Source organism: Fibrella aestuarina BUZ 2 (assembly GCF_000331105.1).
Classification (GTDB): Bacteria; Bacteroidota; Bacteroidia; order Cytophagales; family Spirosomataceae; genus Fibrella; species Fibrella aestuarina.
Genome location: NC_020054.1, coordinates 1,835,130 through 1,852,894 on the forward strand (window position 1 = coordinate 1,835,130; position 17,765 = coordinate 1,852,894).

Here is a 17,765-nt window from a genome sequence, read left to right on the forward strand (position 1 = left end):
TTTCTTTGAAAGATAGGAAAGGTCGAAGACAGTAAATTAAAAATTTGTCAAAAAGTAGATGAGTTTTTAAAAAAATTAAAAAACTATATTTTTGCCATACATAATTCTGACTACGTTCTATGCGACCCCTTTTCCTGGCGTTATTCACCTACCTGATTAGTTTGTCAGGTTTCGGCAATCCGGCAACAGCAGCGACACCACCGGCTAAAGGGCGCGTGCTGATTGGTTACGTCAGCGGCGGCGGCTGGACCAAAGCGCAGATTGACCCCAACAAAGTAACTCATATCAACTATGCGTTTGCGGTACCCGCCGAAACGGGTGAGCTGGCTCCGATCTCGGCTAAAGACGCGGCCAATCTGGCGGCGTTGACCTCCTTGCGAAGCCAGAACAAAGACCTGAAAATTCTGATCTCCATCGGGGGGTGGGGCGGCTGCAAGTACTTCTCGGATGCCGCCCTGACCGATGCCTCGCGGCGCCGGTTTGCCAACAGTGCTGTTGCGCTGCTGAAAAAACACCGGCTCGACGGCCTCGATATCGACTGGGAATACCCGGCGCAGATTGGGGCAGGTAACATCTACCGGCCCGAAGATAAACCGAACTTCACGTTGTTTCTGAAGGCCCTCCGCGACCGCCTCGACGAGCAGGGCAAACTGGATAAACGCACGGGTGCCAACCACTACCTGCTGACCGCCGCAACGGGTGGCGACACGGCCTTTGTGAACCACACCAACCTGGGCGAAGCGCAACGCTACCTCGACTACGTGAACATCATGACCTACGACCTCTACCACGGCAATGACAAGGTGACGGGGCATCATAGTCCGCTGGCGCAGTCGAAAAAGGGCGACCAGTCGCGCAACAGCTCGATGTCGGCGGTCGATGGGCACATTAGGGCGGGTGTTCCGGTCGAAAAAATTGTGCTTGGGCTTCCGTTCTACGGCCGGGGCTGGGCCGACTGCAAGCCTGTCGACAATGGCCTTTACCAACCCGCCGCCGGGAAGCATTCGTTTATCAGCTACGACGAACTGGTGGCGAAGTATATCAACAAAAATGGCTTCGTGCGCCATTGGGACGACGATGCCAAGGCGCCCTACCTCTGGAACCCCGATAGCCGCACGTTTATCTCTTACGCCGACACCGAATCGTTCGACCCCAAAATCGACTACGTGAAGCAGAAAGGCTTAGCCGGGGTCATGTTCTGGGAGTACATCTACGATCTACACGAAAACGTCCTGCTGAACCACCTGGTGAAAACCATGAAATAGGGACTATGAATGATGAACGATAAATTGGCTGACGCACGAATGCCTTAGGGCAATTCATCATTCCTGATCCCTCACCTCCCACTCCTTACTACCATGCACAACCTACGTTCACTCCCTTTTAGCTGGCTGCTGGCACTCTTGCTGGCACCGGGTACGTTGCTGGCGCAACAGCACTCCGAGCAGAATCACGCCCATTATGTCGTACCCAAAGACAGCCTCGTGCGGCAGAAACTGGCTCAGTGGCAGGACATCAAGTTTGGTCTGCTAATGCACTGGGGTACGTATAGCGAGTGGGGTATCGTGGAATCGTGGTCGCTGTGCCCGGAAGATGAAGGCTGGTGCGAACGGCGCGGTCCCTACGCCGCCAATTGGTATGACTACAAAAAGGCCTACGAAAACCTACAGACGACCTTCAACCCGGTAAAGTTCAACCCCGATCGCTGGGCAACGGCGGCTAAAAATGCCGGGATGAAGTACGTGGTCTTCACCACGAAGCACCACGACGGCTTCTGCATGTTCGACACCAAACAGACCGACTACAAGGTTACTGACGCGAAAACGCCGTTCTCGAAAAACCCGCGCAGCAACATTGCCAACGAGGTGTTCAAATCGTTCCGGGATCAGAACTTCATGGTCGGCGCCTACTTCTCGAAACCCGACTGGCACACCACGACCTATTGGGACCCGTACTTCCCGCCCAAAGACCGGAACGTGTCATATTCGCCCAAGAAGTACCCCGAGCGCTGGCAGAAATTCAAGGATTTCACGTACAACCAGATCGAGGAACTGATGACGAACTACGGCAAAGTCGATATTCTGTGGCTCGACGGCGGCTGGGTACGTCCGGCCAGCACCATCGACTCGACGATTAGCTGGCAGCGCACCATTCCCTACGATCAGGACATCGACATGGCCCGCATTGCGCAGATGGCGCGCCGCCATCAGCCCGGTTTGCTGGTGGTCGACCGGACTGTGACGGGTGAGTTCGAGAACTACGTAACCCCCGAGCAGTCGATTCCGGAAACGTACCTGCCCATCCCCTGGGAATCGTGCCTGACGATGGGCGATTCGTGGTCGTATATCCCGAAAGAGAACTTCAAACCGGCCCGCAAGCTGGTGCAGACGCTCGTGGATATCGTGGCCAAAAACGGCAACCTGCTGCTCAACATCGCGCCCGGTCCCGACGGCGAGTGGCACGAAGAAGCCTACCAGCGCCTTCAGGAAATCGGGGCGTGGTTACAGGTCAACGGCGAGTCGATCTACGGCACCAAACCCGTCGCGCCCTACCGGCAGGGGCAGTGGGCCTTTACGGGCAACGGCAAGGCGTTCTACCAAACGTACCTGCCCAAAGACGGCGAGCCTCTACCGGCTACGGTAACGCTTTCGGCGGGCACCATTCCGGCCAAAGCCGAGGTGCGGCTGTTGGGGTACGCCAAACCGCTGAAAGCCCAGAAAACGGCGGCTGGCCTGGTCGTTAACCTGCCTGAAGCTGCCCGGCAAACGGCCTCAAAACAAGCCGCCTGGGTGTTCAAGCTCACCAGCCGGTAAGCGTTTTGTCTTCTAATCATTATTAAACCTATAAGGTTTTAAATGGGGCCTCCCAGGCCTTATAGGTTTGACTCTCATGCCTAAATTACTATCCCTGCTAGGCGTTTGTCTGCTGCTGACCAGCGCGGTACACGCCCAAACGGAATCGGCGCGCTACCCGCTGATTCCGTATCCCACGTCGCTGACGCCCGCTGCGGGTCAGTTTACGGTTAATGCCCAAACGGTGCTGCGGTCACCGGATCGCCGTTTTGGGAACGAAGCCGAGCAGTTGCAACAATTAATGGTGCACGGGCTGGGGCGCCGCCTGCCCACAACAGGCAACGCGCCGACCATCCAATTGCAGTACGACGCGACCCTTACGGCTCCCGAAGCCTACGCGCTGACCATCACGCCGAAACAGGTGGTGTTGCGGGCTAAGACGGCGGCGGGGATGTTCCGGGCGGTACAGACAGTCCGGCAATTGCTGCCACCAACCAGCGAGCGGCGGACGAGTGCGTCGCTGACCCTGCCCGCCGTACAGATTCAGGATCAGCCCACGTATGCCTGGCGAGGGATGCACCTCGACGTATCGCGCCACTTTTTCTCGCTCGATTACCTGCGCACGTACATCGACCGGCTGGCGCTGTACAAATTCAACACCTTCCACCTCCACCTGACCGACGATCAGGGGTGGCGCATCGAGATCAAAAAGTACCCGAAACTGACGAGCGAGGGTGCCTGGCGCACCTTCAACAACCAGGATTCGGTGGTGATGAAACGGGCTAAATCGGAGCCTGATTTTGAGTTGCCCCGCCAGTTTATCCGGCAACGGGGCGGTAAAACCGAATACGGCGGCTACTACACGCAGGCGCAGTTGCGCGAGTTGATTGCCTACGCTGCCGCCCGCCACATCCAGATTGTGCCGGAGATCGATATGCCCGGCCACCTGAGCGCCGCCATTCAGGCCTATTCGTTTTTAAGCTGTACGGGTCAGCCGGGGATGGGCAAGACGTTTTCGGTGCCGGTTTGCCCTTGCAACGAACCGACCTACACGTTCATGCAGAACGTGCTCGATGAGGTGATCGCGCTCTTCCCCAGCCAATATGTGCACATTGGGGCCGACGAAGTGGAGAAAACGACCTGGGCGCAATCGGCGGCCTGCCAGGCGCTGATGAAAGAAAAAGGCATCAAAACGGTCGAGGAATTGCAGAGCTATTTCGTGCATCGGATGGGTGATTACATTCAGTCGAAAGGCAAAAAGCTGCTGGTGTGGGACGATGCGCTGGAGGGCGGCCTCAAGCCCTCGGCTACGGTCATGTACTGGCGGAGCTGGGTGAAAGATGCACCGCGCAAAGCCGCCGAAAACGGCAATTCTATTGTGATGACGCCCGTGAGTGCGCTCTATTTCGACAGCCCGCCGGGTAAGCAATCGGTGGAGCAGGTGTATCGGGTGCCAGTGGTACCTGCCGGGGTCAAGCCCGAACAGGCGCACTTGGTCAAAGGGGCGCAGGCCAACCTCTGGACGGAGTACATCGCCACCGAAAACCGCGCCGATTACATGGTGATGCCCCGCATGGTGGCCCTGTCGGAAGCCATCTGGACCGCCCGCGATCTGTACCCCTCGTTTCAGCAGCGGTTGCTGGCGCACTATGACCGGATGGAGCAGCTAAACATTCACTACCGCTTGCCTGACCTGACGGGCTTTGCCGAAGAAAACGTGTTTGTCGATCAGGCAACATTGTCCATCAAGGCCCCGATACCCAGCTACACGCTCCGCTACACCACCGATGGCTCGTTACCCCAGCCAACCGCGCCGGTTTTGCCCGATGGGTTTGTAGTCACGAAGCCGCAGACGATCAAGGTGGCGGCGTTTACGGCGAGTGGCCTGCGCGGCGACGTCTACACGTTACGATACCAGCAGCAATCCTACGCCCAGCCTGTTACCAATGCGGCCACGGGCCAGCCCGGCCTGACGGCGCGCTTTTTCAAAAAATACTTCCAGGAAACGAAACGGATGACTGGGCTTACACCCGACAGCACGTTTGTGACGCCCAATGTGGCGATACCTGCGGCGGTGGGTGCCCCGAGTTTTGGCGTGCAGTTTCGCGGCTATCTGAACGTACCTGAAACGGGCGTCTACATGTTCTTCTACACCTGCGACGATGGCGGCGTGTTACGCATTGCTAACCGGCTGGTTGTCGATAACGACGGCAACCACTTCCCCATTGAGAAAAGTGGGCAGGTGGCCCTCGCCGCCGGCCAACATCCCATCGAAGCCGATTTCATCGAAGGCGGTGGTGGCTTCACGCTTAAGCTGACCTACAGCGTCAATGGATCGGCCCCCGCTCCCGTCCCCGACCGTTGGTTTAGCCACTGACCTTGCTATGGTGGAGGTAACGGGTAGAAACAAAAATTTGAGGGCGTATCCGGTATGTAATCAATTGGCTATCAAGGTTTAGTGGCTAAGTGAGTCGCATAAATACTGTCGGGGCAGTATTTCCGATGGCTGGGGTGTAGTCGATTTTTGCTTGTGTAAAGCATCTATCAACTCCATTTGCCATGAAGAAATTAATCTATCTCTTGCCCTTACTCGCGCTGATAGCCTGTGAAACGGAAGAGCCCGACTGCGGGTCATCCATCACCTTCATTAACAAGACCCCTGAAGTGCTGCAAATCAGCGTCAACGGTTCTGTTCCGGGCGGATGTGGGTACGTTTCGCCCGATCAAAAATGCACCGCTACTGTATCGCCAAATGTTACGTTTACTTACGAAGCGAAGGGATCTAAAAACCGCTGGGAGGGGTCTGATGCCATTCCGAAGTGCACCAACACGAATCTCAGTCTAACCTATTAACGGAACGACTCTAATGCAGTGCCATTGGCGTAAATAATTAGATGACAGCTCGTTATCGCGCCACGACGAGCCGGGCTGAAAGGCGTTGGCCGTTGGTGTCGACCGTGACGACGTAAACTCCGGCGGGTAGTTGTTGCACGTTTAGACCGAGCAGGCGATCGGAGAGGCGGGTGCTGGGTACGTTGGTTGAGCGACCGGCGGCATCGTGGACCCGCACGGTTCCGGTGCTGCTGGCAAACGCATCGGCTTCGAGCGTGACGGCGGCGGTGGCAGGGTTTGGGTAAACGCGCAGGGTCGGGGCGAGCGGTTCGGTGGCTGTAATGACTTGCCTGAAGATGGGTACGTTGTCGAAACTGCGTTGGAGCACCGTGGTCATGTCGGCTTTGCTGGCTCCCAGCCAGTCGGTCAGCAGCGTGGCATAAACCTGCCGAAAATCGGTCTGCATTTTTATGTTGCTGTTATCGAGGTCGGTGAGGCTTGGGTTCTTGCCGATGACGGGCGTTTTCACCCCTTTGCCAAATACAAACAGCGGTGCCGCGAGGCCGTGGTCGGTGCCAAAACTACCGTTGGAAACCGCCCGCCTACCAAACTCCGAGAACGTCATGCCGGCCACGCGGTGGTCGACGCCCTGCAGCTTCAGATCGTCCTGAAACGCCTTGATAGCCTCTGACAGTTGCTTCATCAGGTTGGCGTGGGGCCCGGTCGTGGTGTCGGTGGCGACGACCTGCCCGGCATGCGTATCGAAGCCGCCGATGGTCACGTAATAAACGCGGGTTTGTAGCCCGCCGTGAATAAGGCGCGCCACAATTTTGAGCTGATCGGCCAGGCCATTGCTGGCTGGGTACGTGGTCAGATTCTTGCCTTTGCCCGCCGCCGTTTTGATCTGCGCCGCGTACTGCACCGACGAGACCTGCTGCTGCCGGATGAAGCTGATGTGGCGGCCCGCTACTGTGTTGGCAACGGGTTCGGTGTCGACCACCGGCTTATCGCCAACCAATTGGGCAAAGGTGTCGGGGTTAGGAATGGCGACGGCCAATGGGCCACCCGGTCCGGCAAAGGCCGTGCTGGTGATGTAGCCAATCTGGATAGCCAGCGGATCGGGCATATCGGCGGTGGGGTAACCCGTCGGGTAACCGGGCCATTCGCCTTCCAGATAACGCCCGGCCCAACCCGTAAGGAGGGTTTGGTTGGCGTCGGCCCCCGTAAACCAGATGTCGCTGGCCCGAAAGTGCGAAAAGCTGGGTGTCGGATACGCCACACTGTGCACAATCGAGAGCAGCCCGTCGTTGTAAAGCCGTTGCAAGCCCGTCATAGCCGGGTGGAGGCCCGTCGCGGTGTTGTTGGCGAGGCGGAGCACCTTGCTTTCGGGCAGGGCAATGTTGGCCCGCAGGCTATTGTATTGGCTCATCTGATCGAGCGGTACCACCATATTGAGGCCGTCATTGCCCCCCGCCAACTGAATCAGCACCAAAACCCGGTCGGTAGCCGTAGCCAGATTGGCCAGCGTCTGCATCAGGGCCGACGTGGGTTGCCCGAATGCGTTGGCCCCGAAACCGTCCAGAAAAACGGGCAATGCCAGGGCGGCAGTAGCATGCTGTAAAAAATGTCGGCGGTTCATACATCGAATGAGCGAAGGAGATAAAGAGTGGTTGTGTAGCGCTTAGTCACTCATTATCTCTTTCACTCTTTAGTTAAGTTGATACTCGGCCATGCTGAGCATGTAGGTGAGCAGGTTGGTAAGGCGCGTACGCACGGCGTTCAGGCGAGCCGGATTGGTAGGAGCGGCCATGTAATCGGTCCAGATCGTGGCCCATTCGTAGCGCGGTACGCCGACCATCAGGACACTATCGATCAGGAAATCGCGCTGGTTTTGCGTTAGCTGAGTGGCAAACAGGAGGGCAGTCCACTCGTCGATAAGCTTGACGGGGTCGGCGGGGTCGCTGGTAAGTTTGGCCTGCGCGATCAGATCGAAGGTGATCCGGTCGGTGCCGTACTTCACTGCGCCCGCGCTCACTTCATTGGCAAACCGGCTGCGCAGGGCCAGCGTGGTGCTGTTGATCCAGAGTTCGTAGAACCCAACGTCGTAATACGGTCGCCAGCCAAATACGCTGGGCTGGTCCATTACGTTTTGTTGCTGCTCATTAGTGCGGGCCTGTAGGTAGGCCATCAGCGCCGTAAAGCCCGTAGCGTTGGCGACGGGGTCGGGCGCGGCCAGCCCAAAGTAGCGCAACGTGCCGATCGTCAGCTCGACGGGGGCTTTGATCATAGCGCCCCGGAGGGCGTCGTCGAAAAAATGTTCGCTCGTCAGTAGGGCGGTTAGCACAGGTTTCAGCTCATAATCTTTCCGAAACAGCGCCGCCAGTGGTTCGATGAAGCCCTGCTCGATGGTGGCTGGAATATCGGCATTGATAAACCAGCGGTACAGTTTCCGAACGATAAAACGGGCCGTTTCGGGCTGTTTAAGGATCATGTCGACCAGGTCGCCCAGTTCGGCGTCGCCTGCGGTGGTGCCACTCCGGCCTTTAATGACGGTGTTGCCGTAAGCCGCCGAAAATGGCTTGTCAGTGGTGTCGTGCTGGGCGGCCCGGAAGGTAGCGGTCATATCGGCGGTGGTTTCGCTGCGGTAGCCGGTGTCGGTCCAGCCCGTGAGCACCCGCGCGGCCGCCTTGACGTCGTCTTCTGAGTAATTCCGGGTGCCCGTAATCGGGTTAGTGGCCCCGATGGTAAACAACTCCTGTAGCTCGCGGGCGTAGTTTTCGTTGGGCTTGCCGACGATGTTCTGGTTGCCATTGAGGTAGCGCAGCATAGCCGGGTCTTTGGTCACGTCGATCACGAACGACCGGAAATTACCCAGCGCGTGGCGGCGAAGCAGCGCGTTTTGCCGATACATATACCGGGCATCATTGACTACGGCAAAGGTGGAAACAAAGTGATTCTGCCAGAACAGCGTCATTTTTTCGCGTAGCGACGTCCCTTCGTTCAGCATGAGGCCCAGCCACCAGTATTTGGTTGCCGACTGCCACGTGCCCTGCAAGGGTTGACTGAAAGCCAGGGTGTTGAAAGGCTTGAGGGTGGTCGGGTCGATGGGCGGGGTTGGCGTTGGGGAAGTTGCCAGCAGCGTCTGTAGGGCGGTCTGCGGGGTTTGCCCCGTAAACTGCCTGATCTGCGCCGGGGTCGGGCCCAGGGTCGCTCGCCGGAGTAAGTGAGCCGCTTGCGCCTGCGTTAGTGGTTTCCGAAAAGGGTCAGTAAGGGCCATAGATCGGCAGAAAAAGGAGTCATGGGAGCACGCACTCGATGAGCGACTGTCGGGCGCGACTCCGCTCATTAAAGATCGAATCCGCTAGGCAGTTTTACTAATTAAACCCTTGTTAATGGCCCGCCGAACGTACCTGATGCCGTACTACTTACCATGGGAAAGGTAGATGGGCACACGAAATCGCGCGTCCACTAAACTTTTTCCTAAGTAGCGGCAACTGGTACAATACTTGCCACGGTTGGTATACGCCTGCATCAGTTGCCACCAACGGCTGCTCAGGAAGGCACCTAGAATGACCACCGCTTCCTACTCCCTGACGACCGAACACGCCCATTTACTCCGGGCCGCTCTTTGCCCGCCCGACGAAGCTCTGGCGCACTGGCAGGCGTGGCGAAAGATTCGCAACCTGCATGCTGCTTCGCCCGCGCCTGAGTCGGTGAAACGCGCTTTTACCCTGCTCGACGGCAGCGCGCAGCAATTGCTGCCGATGATCTGCCGCAAGCTGGAGCAGTCGGACGACGCGCTGATGGGCTACTTACAGCAAGCCTATGAGACAACGCTGCACGAGAACCAACGCCGACTACGGGTAATGAGTACAGCCCTCCAGGCGCTTCGGCAGGCCAATGTGGCGTCGTTGTTGCTGGGCAGCCTGCCACTGTCATTGACACATTACGGTGATATGGGCATGCGGGCCATGGATAAACTGTCGCTGCTGATCCCGACCGAAAAGACCGATGTCGCGTTGGCTGCCCTGCGTCAGCAGCAGTTGCTGCCGTCGACCGTTGGGTTGCGGCACCGGCGCCAACTAGCTTCACTACTTCTGACGGGACCGGACGGGGTCGGCATACGGCTGCATTGGCATACCTTGCCCCAGCACACGTATGCCGGTGCCGACGATCCCTTCTGGGCCGATGCGAGTCAACTCGAGTTGCCAACAGGATTACCCGCTCTAACCCTCTCGCCCACGCACCTGCTCTTTCAGACGCTGGTTGTTGGCTATCAGGGAGGCCGCCGGACGGCGTTACCTGCCATGCCCGACAGCATGCAACTCATCCGGACCGGGCAGATCGTGTGGGATGAATTGCTCGACCTGACCGAACGCTTTACGTTCCGTATCCCGGTGCGCCGGGGCTTGATGGCCCTGCAAACGCACGCCGATCTGGTTTTGCCACCTGCCGTGCAGCATCGGCTGCGTCAGATGGTGCCGACGGTGGCCGAGCAGCGCTATTTCGATTTACTCAGTTCCATTCCGAAAAACCCGCTGAGCCAGCGTTTTCAGCGCCTGCGCTGTAGCCGACTAGCATTGCGGCTTTTTCATCAGAACAGGTCGCGGGAGTCGTTGCGCACCGTGGTCTGGCACCACCTAAATCCCCGCCTGGCCTGGCCCGAGGGGGAGTGGTCGCGTTGAGCCGCAGGCGGCTATTGCCGTGACAAGCGGCTGAGCGTTTGGTCTATATAGGATTTGGGGAGCCAGTTGGTACCCATCATGACACCCTCGATCTGCCGGGTATTCCCGATGTTGATGAGTGGGTTAGCACGTAGCAAGACCAGATCCGATACATTACCGACTTTGATGGTGCCCCAATCCGGTTTGTTGAGGTAGTCGGCTACGTTGACCGTTCCGGCGCGCAGGGTTTGGTAGGGGGTAAGGCCCGCGTCGACCATGTATTGCATTTCGTGGTGAATGGAAAAGCCAGGCACGTTGAAGACCTGCGGCGCATCGGAGCCAAGCAACAGCGGAATGCCATTCTTCTGACATTCGTAAATCAGTTTCCGACGTACCTGAATCAGCCGGTCGGCCTTGGCTTTGGTGAAGTTAGGGCTGTTGAGGTAGTTGGTTTTGGCGTTGACCCAGTTCGTAATCTCCTGCGGCTTCATGTAACGCATTTCTGGCGCATTGGTGTATGCTTCAGCGGGTTGCGCCGACAGCCACCGTTCGGCCAGCGCCTGCGTCGGCACCACCCGAATGTTGGTCCCGCGCAGGGCGGCGATTAACTTCGGAATGCGGGCCTCGTCGGTGCGATCGGCGATCCAGGCGCCAAACAACCCCGTTTCGGGCTCCGCCAGGGTGTCGCTGCCTGGCGTAATGGCTTCGATAAACCCATCGAGGTGATCGATAGACGAATACCGGGCGTCGATAGCCCGCCACACGCCCACGTTGAACGACACATGCCCAACAAACGGAATACCAACCTCTTTTGCTGTGCGGGCAATGGCTGGGAAGGTCTGATTGGTAAGACCGGGATGGAGTTTAAGGAAATCGTAGCCCGCCGCTTTTTGCTCGCGCACCATCTCGGCGCCACGTTCCGGCGTTTTCACCGTCTGCCCGTTGAAGGAGGGGCCAGTGGTATACACATGCGGCCCCAGCACCGTACCGTCGTTGACCTGGCTGCGCAGTTCGAGGTGTCGCGGGTGGCCGAGCATGCCCCGGATCGTCGTGATCCCGTTGACCAGATACAGCATCAGCACGTCTTTCATCGGTTCCATATCATCGATGGGCGGGATATGGGCGTGCATTTCGGCCCAACCGGGTACCAGGTATTTACCCGTGCCGTCAATATAAAGCGACTCACTGCCGCGTTTGATGGACTGCTTACTAGGATAGATGCCCGTGATCCGACCATCACTGATCGTCACAGTCTGGTTGGTCAGCACCCGCTCCCGGTCCATTGGAATAACATTGACGCCCACAAAAACGATCTCCCGAGCCCGGTTGCTGACCAGTTCCTGCCCGACAACGGTATTGACGAGCGAGACAAAGAGAAAGAAAAAGAAGATGCGCATAGGCGTAGCTGGTTTCGACGCCAAGGTACGGCAAAGGAGCGTTTGACCACGACGCCGATCCATCAGGCGGTGGCTTCGCCGCCTGTTTTTTCGTTGGGCCACTGCGCGAAGCCAAAGGGCAACTGGGCGTCGGCGTCGGGTCCAAATGGGTCTGTCTTGGCAAGCTGCCCAGCCTGTTCGGTCCAGTTGGCGGCTTCATGAATGCGGAAATGTGTGCCGCCCGCTTCCAGAATGGCGCGGATGCGCTCGACAGGGGTGTTGGCCAACTGGTTGAATGTACGGATGCCGCCCGCGATGAGCAGTGAGGCTACTTCCGGCCCGATTCCCTCGACCGACACAAAATTGTCGACCACGTCCATGTTTGGGTCAGTGGGAGAGGGCTCTTCCAGCGAGATCAGTTCAACGTGGGTGCCGTCGCCTTCGTTGGTAATGTCGATTGTTTCGGCCCGCACGCCATCCATCGTATCGACGGTGTCGGCCAGTTCGGTGATAGAGTTATTAGGCCCAACATACACGTCGAGCGTGGTATTGGGGTCGAGGGGCGCTTGCTCGTCGTCGGTTGGTTCGGGAACAGGTGCTTGAGTTGCCATACAAGTGGTGTCAGGTTGCCTTGTCTAGACCTACTATCCTTGTATATCGTTTGAGGTACTTATTCAACGGCAGATCGGTCGGCTGGGTACAAGAGTAAGTTATGCGGTGAATAATACTTATATTCGCCGCATAGTATGCGGTGAATAGCATGTACATCTACCAAAGACACGATTGGCCCGCTTTTCACTGGGATCAGGAATACGTATCGAGGCCACTGGCTCAGGTGCGGTACAGGCAGGGAAGGCTTATTGGCCACATGACGGCATTAGGTTTTTCGCTTCAAAATGAGGCGATGCTGGATACTCTGACGCTCGATGTCCTGAAATCGAACGAAATCGAAGGGGAGCTCCTCAACGCCGAACAGGTACGTTCGTCGATTGCAAGACGGTTGGGGATCGAGACGTTTGGGCTGGTTGCTGTCGACCGTGACGTAGAAGGCATTGTCGATGTCCTTTTTGATGCGACGCAGCGGTTTACTGAGTTGTTGACCGGGGATCGCTTGTTCGACTGGCATGCCGCCCTATTTCCGACTGGGCGCAGTGGCATGCACCGCATTACAGTGGCGAACTGGCGCACCCAGGAAGCTGGCCCAATGCAGGTGGTATCGGGCGCGTCTGGCCGGGAAATTGTGCATTTTCAGGCACCTGATTCGGCTATAGTGGGTGCTGAAATGCAGCAGTTTATCGATTGGTTTAATGCCGATGTACCAATTGACCCCGTGTTGAAAGCCGCCGTTGCCCACCTGTGGTTTGTAACCGTGCACCCCTTTGATGACGGGAACGGTCGGCTAGCCCGCACTATCGCTGACATGCAGTTGGCGAGGGCTGATCGTAGTCATAGGCGTTTCTATAGCATGTCGGCGCAGATTCGTAAAGAGCGTAACGCCTATTATGCTGTACTCGAACGCACTCAACGCGGTGATTTGAACATTACCGATTGGTTAAGCTGGTTTCTAGGCTGTCTGGACAGAGCCCTATCGGCTGCCGAAGCGGGGCTGGCAGTAGTGCTACGGAAAGCACGCTACTGGGAATGGTTGCACACCAAATCGCTCAATGACCGTCAGCGACTGCTCATCAACAAATTGCTGGACGGTTTCGATGGAAAACTCACTTCCTCCAAGTGGGCGAAGATTGCCAAATGCTCGCAGGATACGGCACTGCGCGATATTCAGTCTTTGCTGGAACAAGGCGTTCTGGAAAAAGAAGCAGGGGGCGGGCGAAGTACAAGTTACTGCTTGATTGATTTGCCAGCCAATGGGTTGGATGGATACGGCCCTCAGCCATAAAAAAAGCGAGCGATGGGGTTAGCCATCGCTCGCTGGTTACGGTGGGACTCTTACTGATTGCCGCGTGAGCTACCACGGCCGCTGCGATACTCCCCGCCGGGTTGACCTTGTCCGCGCGGTTCGGTGCCGCCGCGGGGCAATTGTTGCTGCCGACCGGCATCAGCGGGGTTTACTTCCCGCTGTTGATAACTGCCCCCCTCAGCCCGGCGATTGCCCCACTCGCGCTGCGGCGCCGGCTGTTGGCTGGGCTGCGGGTACGTTTGCTGCGGTGAAGGCTGTGGCGACGGCTGCGGCGAAGGTTGACTCGGTTGCGACTGGGGTTGTCCTTCGTAGCCCGAGCGGCCCCGACTGCCCCGCGATGAGCCATAGCCACCCGAGGGATACGACGGCGACGGGTCGGTAGGGGTACTGCGAGGAGCTTCGTAGCCTCCGCCGGTTGGGTTGGGCGTCGGGCTGCCATACGTACCGGCATTGCCCCGGCCCCGGTTGTAGCCACCGTCGCGCGGCGTTGTGTTTCCGTTGTTGAAGGGCTCGTTGTAGGTGCGGCTGCTACCCCGACCACTGCGGTTGGCATCCGACGGTCCAGAGGTACGACCCCCATTGGGTCGGTAGATCCCCACGGCATCGCCCCGCACTTCATCGCGGCCCGGCCGACCCGTGTTTTCAACGCGGTATACGGGTACAGGGCGGCGCGTTACCCGCTCGATGTCTTCCCGCCGCGGGCCGTAGCCATACACCCGGTTGTCGACCCGGTACACGTTGTTGATAATGGTCGTATTGCGGTAGATGTTCACCACCTGCGGGCGTGGCACGCAGTAGCTGTAGAGACGCGGGCTGCCAATGTACACCTCCGGTACGAACACCCAGTAATTGGCCGGGATGTTGACGTTCACGTTGATATTGAGGCCAGGGCTCAGCGGTGCCCAGCCATAATAGCCAGCTCCTGACCGCCACGATACCCAGGCGGGGCCCCAATCGTAGCCCGGCACCCAGGCCCAGCCCATCCGGGGGTCCTGATACCAGCGTCCGTAATGGAAAGGTGCCCAACCCCAGGCGTAGTCAGACACCCAGGTGTTGCCGTATTCGGTCCAGACCCAGTGCCCGTTGGAGGCGTAGGGCTGGAAATTCCGATCGACGTTACCCGGAATCCAGACGCGGCCATATTCGGGTGTGTTGACCCACTGGCCGTAGGGGCTCAACTGACCGTAGAAATCGGGGTTGCCCTGCTGATTGTATTGCCCGTATTGATCATACCCCTGATCGTAGGGCTGCTGACCATAGCCAGGCTGTTGCCCATAGCCCGGTTGCTGACCATAACTACCCTGCGCACAGGAGGTAAGCCCACCGGCTACACTCAGTACCAGTCCGGCTACCGCTAGTTGAAAAATCGCTGCTCGTTTCATCGCCTTCTGTTTGGCTTATAGCCATTAGATGCAATTGATGAGCAAACGTTTAAGTGAGGCGCAGAATATTATAACGTACGCCATAAACGCCTTGCTGCCGCACAGGCTAAGGCGTGGCAGCAAGGCGTTTATGGGCTATACCGACTAACAACAGCGCGCTTAGGCCTTTTTCATGCCAACCGACTCGCGGAGTTTGCCCTGCAAAACGGGGCGTTTGTCTTTAGTCTTGGTGAGTTTGGCCAAGCTGCTCTCGAAAGCGACTGACAGGGTATTGTCAGCCCCAAACTGGCAAGTGACGGTTTCGTAGTGAGCCGTTTCGATGAAGCGCCACGTCATTACGAAGGTGTTGGCATCCTGCCAGCCGCCGGTGCCCGCCACGCGTGTTTTGGTTTCGCCGGGCACGGGCGTCTCGACCAGTTTCAGCGGCATGGCCGAAAAGGTGGAGTCGCTGGTGGCCCAGCGGTTGATACCGCACAGCACCTGATGATCGCCCCGGTCGTCGTGAAGTTTGAAAATGACGCCATCCTTGCCAAACGTCAGCGAGGCCGATTGGGCCTTCAGGCTATTGTCGGCGAAGGCGTAGGTTTGCCCGCTGATGGTCGATGCCAGCGACGAACGGCCTTCCTGCACGGGCAGGAGTACCGCGAGTTGGCTCAGCGTCTGGGTCAATGGTTTGGCATCGGCCGAACCGGCGCCGTCCATAGCGGGTAGAATGTGATCCCAAACGGCATCGAGCACCGCCTGCATATCGCCGGTTTCGGAGGTGATGGCAATGACGGCGTCCTGCTTGGGCATCACAATGCAATACTGGCCGTAGGCGCCGTCGCCCCGGTAGGCATCGTGGCGGCAGCGCCAGAATTGGTAGCCGTAGCCCTGTAGCCAGTCGTTTTCCTCGGCTTTGCGCTTGCCCCCGGCCGACATTACTTCGTAGCGGGTAGCGTCGTTGATCCAGGCTTCGGGCAGGAGGCGCTTGCCATTCCAGACGCCCTTTTGCAGGTACAACTGGCCAAACTTGGCAATGTCTTCCGTCTTCACCCGCAGGCCCCAGCCCCCCACGTTGACGCCCTTCGGATCGACTTCCCAGTCGGCACCTTCGATGCCCAACGGGGCAAACAGTCGTGGTTTCAGGTACGTGAGCACGGGTTGGCCAGTCAGCTTCTGCACAATGGCCGAGAGCATGTAGGTCGCCCCGCTATTATAGACGAAATGCGTGCCCGGCTTATGCTCGACGGGGTGCGCCAGAAAGGCTTTGGGCCAGTTGGTGTTGCCGTCGGTGCGCATCTTGCCCGTTGGTTCGGTATCGTGGCCCGTCGACATGGTGAGCAGGTCTTTGACGCGCATGGCGGCCAGGTTCTCGCTCACCGTTGCGGGCAGATCGTCTTTAAAAAACGAAATCACCTTGTCGTCGACCGTCAGTTTACCTTCGGCAACGGCCATCCCGACCGCCGTCGACGTGAAACTTTTGCTAAGCGAATAGAGCGTGTGCTTGAGTTCGGGCGCGTAGGGGGCCCACCAGCCTTCGGACACCACTTTTCCATGCCGCAGCACCATGACACTGTGCAGGTTCAGGTTGGCCGATTCGACCGCCTTCACGAAGTCGAGCAGTTTGGCCGCGTTGACGCCATTGGCGCCGGGCAGACCACGGGGGAGCTTAAGCGCGCGCGCTGGCGAGAACAGGCTGTACAGCCCAGAAGAGGCGTTGGCCAGTCCGGAGGTGGCTGCACCAAGCGTAAGGGCGCCAACGCCCAGTTGCTGTAGAAAATGTCGGCGGTTGAGGTGCATCGGATTGAGAACGATTAGGGTTTGCTGGTCAAAGGGGACGTTCCCTTGTTTTTTACTAGTCTGGGAGTGATTACAACTTGCCGGGTGGGGCCTGCATGGCTTTCTTGAAATAGCGTCCCTGCCGGGTTGGGGTGTAGTTCCAGTCGCTGAAGAGCATGGGAGCCCATTGCGGATCGAACACCCAGACCACATAGGAGATACCATTGGTGGCGCAATATTGCGTAATCGCGTCGCCGTATGACTCATCGCTGATCACGGGTACGTGTGCGCCCCGGTCGTCGGCACCGCAAAACCCAATTTCGGTCAGGATGAGCGGGTATTTTTCGGCCACGAAGCCCCAGTCGGCGGTCCATTGGGGCTCCCAGGGTTTCGGGCGCTTCATGGGGTAGGGGTGGCTAACGTACCCAATGCCCTCGGCGTTGATCGGGTTTTGGGCTACCTCTTTCAGGTCATACGCCCAGTTGAAACCCGCCACGAGCGGTATGGCGGTGCTGCCATTGGCCCGGATGATGGTGATGGTTTCTTCCATCAACGTTTTCCACTCCGTCCAGCTACAGGTGCCCAGCTTCCCGCCCATAACGGTCGGTTCGTTGAACAGTTCGAAGAAGGCAACCGTCGTGTTGCCTTTGTAGTGATCCGACAGGGTGCGCCAGAACTCAAACGACTCTTTGCGCGTGGTTTCGTAGTTCGGACTCTGGTACATCTCGTTCTTCAGGTTACCGATGCTGTGCCAGTCGATGATGACGTACATGCCCAAGTCGCCCGCCCAGGCCACGCCCTTGTCGAGCAGGTCGAGGTACTGCTTGGCCCCCCGACTTCGCCAGGCCGCCGGGTGTACCGGAAAGCGAACCAGCGTGGCGCCCCAGCGTTTCATTTCCTCGAAATACGACTTATCCCAATGACCACTCCGCTCCAGCTTATCGGGGTCGCTGGCGTTGAGGCCCCGGAACACCATCGACCGGCCCTCGGCCGTGACAAACTGATTGCCCTGAACCCGTAACTGGCTCATCGGCGTGGAT

General features: G+C 58.1%; 13 protein-coding genes. 6 read left to right on the forward strand and 7 right to left on the reverse strand.

Features of this window, described 5'->3' with window-relative positions; genetic code table 11:
- Positions 1 to 119 precede the first annotated feature (119 nt).
- The 4 genes from FAES_RS07460 (at position 120) to FAES_RS07475 (ending at position 5,645) form a co-directional block, all read left to right on the forward strand.
- A complete protein-coding gene (locus FAES_RS07460) occupies positions 120 to 1,265 on the forward strand; it encodes a glycoside hydrolase family 18 protein (RefSeq protein WP_015330593.1) in 1,146 nt (381 codons plus the stop codon).
- 93 nt (positions 1,266 to 1,358) lie between these two features.
- Positions 1,359 to 2,813 carry an alpha-L-fucosidase gene (locus FAES_RS07465; RefSeq protein WP_015330594.1) on the forward strand — a complete coding sequence of 485 codons (1,455 nt, stop codon included), beginning with the start codon at positions 1,359 to 1,361 and terminating at the stop codon, positions 2,811 to 2,813.
- 76 nt (positions 2,814 to 2,889) lie between these two features.
- A complete protein-coding gene (locus FAES_RS07470; protein ID WP_015330595.1) occupies positions 2,890 to 5,169 on the forward strand; it encodes a family 20 glycosylhydrolase in 2,280 nt (759 codons plus the stop codon).
- 182 nt (positions 5,170 to 5,351) lie between these two features.
- Entirely contained in the window at positions 5,352 to 5,645 is a 294-nt protein-coding gene (locus FAES_RS07475) for a hypothetical protein (protein WP_015330596.1), read from the forward strand.
- Positions 5,646 to 5,697: 52 nt separating this feature from the next.
- Here FAES_RS07475 and FAES_RS07480 read toward each other — a convergent pair whose 3' ends face one another.
- Both FAES_RS07480 and FAES_RS07485 read right to left on the reverse strand, forming a co-directional pair.
- Entirely contained in the window at positions 5,698 to 7,263 is a 1,566-nt protein-coding gene (locus FAES_RS07480; protein ID WP_015330597.1) for a DUF1501 domain-containing protein, read from the reverse strand.
- A 69-nt stretch (positions 7,264 to 7,332) separates the two neighbouring features.
- A complete protein-coding gene (locus FAES_RS07485) occupies positions 7,333 to 8,901 on the reverse strand; it encodes a DUF1800 domain-containing protein (RefSeq protein WP_041257641.1) in 1,569 nt (522 codons plus the stop codon).
- A 292-nt stretch (positions 8,902 to 9,193) separates the two neighbouring features.
- On the opposite strand from FAES_RS07485, the gene FAES_RS07490 reads away from it, so the two are divergent.
- Positions 9,194 to 10,309 carry a nucleotidyltransferase family protein gene (locus FAES_RS07490; RefSeq protein WP_015330599.1) on the forward strand — a complete coding sequence of 372 codons (1,116 nt, stop codon included), beginning with the start codon at positions 9,194 to 9,196 and terminating at the stop codon, positions 10,307 to 10,309.
- Between the two features lie 11 nt (positions 10,310 to 10,320).
- Here the strand turns inward: FAES_RS07490 and FAES_RS07495 are convergent, their stop codons facing one another.
- Complete coding sequence (locus FAES_RS07495; RefSeq protein WP_041257642.1) at positions 10,321 to 11,685, reverse strand: amidohydrolase family protein; 1,365 nt, start codon at positions 11,683 to 11,685, stop codon at positions 10,321 to 10,323.
- 62 nt (positions 11,686 to 11,747) lie between these two features.
- Positions 11,748 to 12,275, reverse strand: coding sequence for a helix-hairpin-helix domain-containing protein (locus tag FAES_RS07500; protein ID WP_015330601.1), 528 nt, complete (start codon positions 12,273 to 12,275; stop codon positions 11,748 to 11,750).
- 149 nt (positions 12,276 to 12,424) lie between these two features.
- Between FAES_RS07500 and FAES_RS07505 the strand changes: the two genes are divergently transcribed.
- Positions 12,425 to 13,561, forward strand: coding sequence for a Fic family protein (locus FAES_RS07505; RefSeq protein ID WP_015330602.1), 1,137 nt, complete (start codon positions 12,425 to 12,427; stop codon positions 13,559 to 13,561).
- A 50-nt stretch (positions 13,562 to 13,611) separates the two neighbouring features.
- On the opposite strand, the gene FAES_RS30550 is transcribed toward FAES_RS07505, so the two are convergent.
- The 3 genes from FAES_RS30550 to FAES_RS07520 all read right to left on the reverse strand — a co-directional run bounded on the left by FAES_RS30550 (position 13,612) and on the right by FAES_RS07520 (position 17,755).
- Positions 13,612 to 14,964: a DUF6600 domain-containing protein gene (locus FAES_RS30550; protein ID WP_015330603.1), complete on the reverse strand. Its 1,353-nt coding sequence runs from the start codon at positions 14,962 to 14,964 to the stop codon at positions 13,612 to 13,614.
- A 159-nt stretch (positions 14,965 to 15,123) separates the two neighbouring features.
- Positions 15,124 to 16,746, reverse strand: a complete 1,623-nt coding sequence (locus tag FAES_RS07515) for a serine hydrolase domain-containing protein (RefSeq protein WP_041257643.1) — start codon at positions 16,744 to 16,746, stop codon at positions 15,124 to 15,126.
- 70 nt (positions 16,747 to 16,816) lie between these two features.
- Positions 16,817 to 17,755 (reverse strand): glycoside hydrolase family 5 protein, encoded by a 939-nt coding sequence (locus FAES_RS07520; protein ID WP_229364440.1) that lies wholly within the window; start codon positions 17,753 to 17,755, stop codon positions 16,817 to 16,819.
- Positions 17,756 to 17,765 lie beyond the last annotated feature (10 nt).

What these genes read in the sequence shown, in the direction of transcription:
- FAES_RS07475 (WP_015330596.1), top strand. Translation starts at nt 5,352, where the DNA reads ATGAAGAAATTAATCTATCTCTTGCCCTTACTCGCGCTGATAGCCTGT.
- FAES_RS07515 (WP_041257643.1), bottom strand. Translation starts at nt 16,746, where the DNA reads ATGCACCTCAACCGCCGACATTTTCTACAGCAACTGGGCGTTGGCGCC.
- FAES_RS07520 (WP_229364440.1), bottom strand. Translation starts at nt 17,755, where the DNA reads ATGAGCCAGTTACGGGTTCAGGGCAATCAGTTTGTCACGGCCGAGGGC.
- FAES_RS07490 (WP_015330599.1), top strand. Translation starts at nt 9,194, where the DNA reads ATGACCACCGCTTCCTACTCCCTGACGACCGAACACGCCCATTTACTC.
- FAES_RS07470 (WP_015330595.1), top strand. Translation starts at nt 2,890, where the DNA reads ATGCCTAAATTACTATCCCTGCTAGGCGTTTGTCTGCTGCTGACCAGC.
- FAES_RS07495 (WP_041257642.1), bottom strand. Translation starts at nt 11,685, where the DNA reads ATGCGCATCTTCTTTTTCTTTCTCTTTGTCTCGCTCGTCAATACCGTT.
- FAES_RS07460 (WP_015330593.1), top strand. Translation starts at nt 120, where the DNA reads ATGCGACCCCTTTTCCTGGCGTTATTCACCTACCTGATTAGTTTGTCA.
- FAES_RS07480 (WP_015330597.1), bottom strand. Translation starts at nt 7,263, where the DNA reads ATGAACCGCCGACATTTTTTACAGCATGCTACTGCCGCCCTGGCATTG.
- FAES_RS30550 (WP_015330603.1), bottom strand. Translation starts at nt 14,964, where the DNA reads ATGAAACGAGCAGCGATTTTTCAACTAGCGGTAGCCGGACTGGTACTG.
- FAES_RS07465 (WP_015330594.1), top strand. Translation starts at nt 1,359, where the DNA reads ATGCACAACCTACGTTCACTCCCTTTTAGCTGGCTGCTGGCACTCTTG.
- FAES_RS07505 (WP_015330602.1), top strand. Translation starts at nt 12,425, where the DNA reads ATGTACATCTACCAAAGACACGATTGGCCCGCTTTTCACTGGGATCAG.
- FAES_RS07500 (WP_015330601.1), bottom strand. Translation starts at nt 12,275, where the DNA reads ATGGCAACTCAAGCACCTGTTCCCGAACCAACCGACGACGAGCAAGCG.
- FAES_RS07485 (WP_041257641.1), bottom strand. Translation starts at nt 8,901, where the DNA reads ATGGCCCTTACTGACCCTTTTCGGAAACCACTAACGCAGGCGCAAGCG.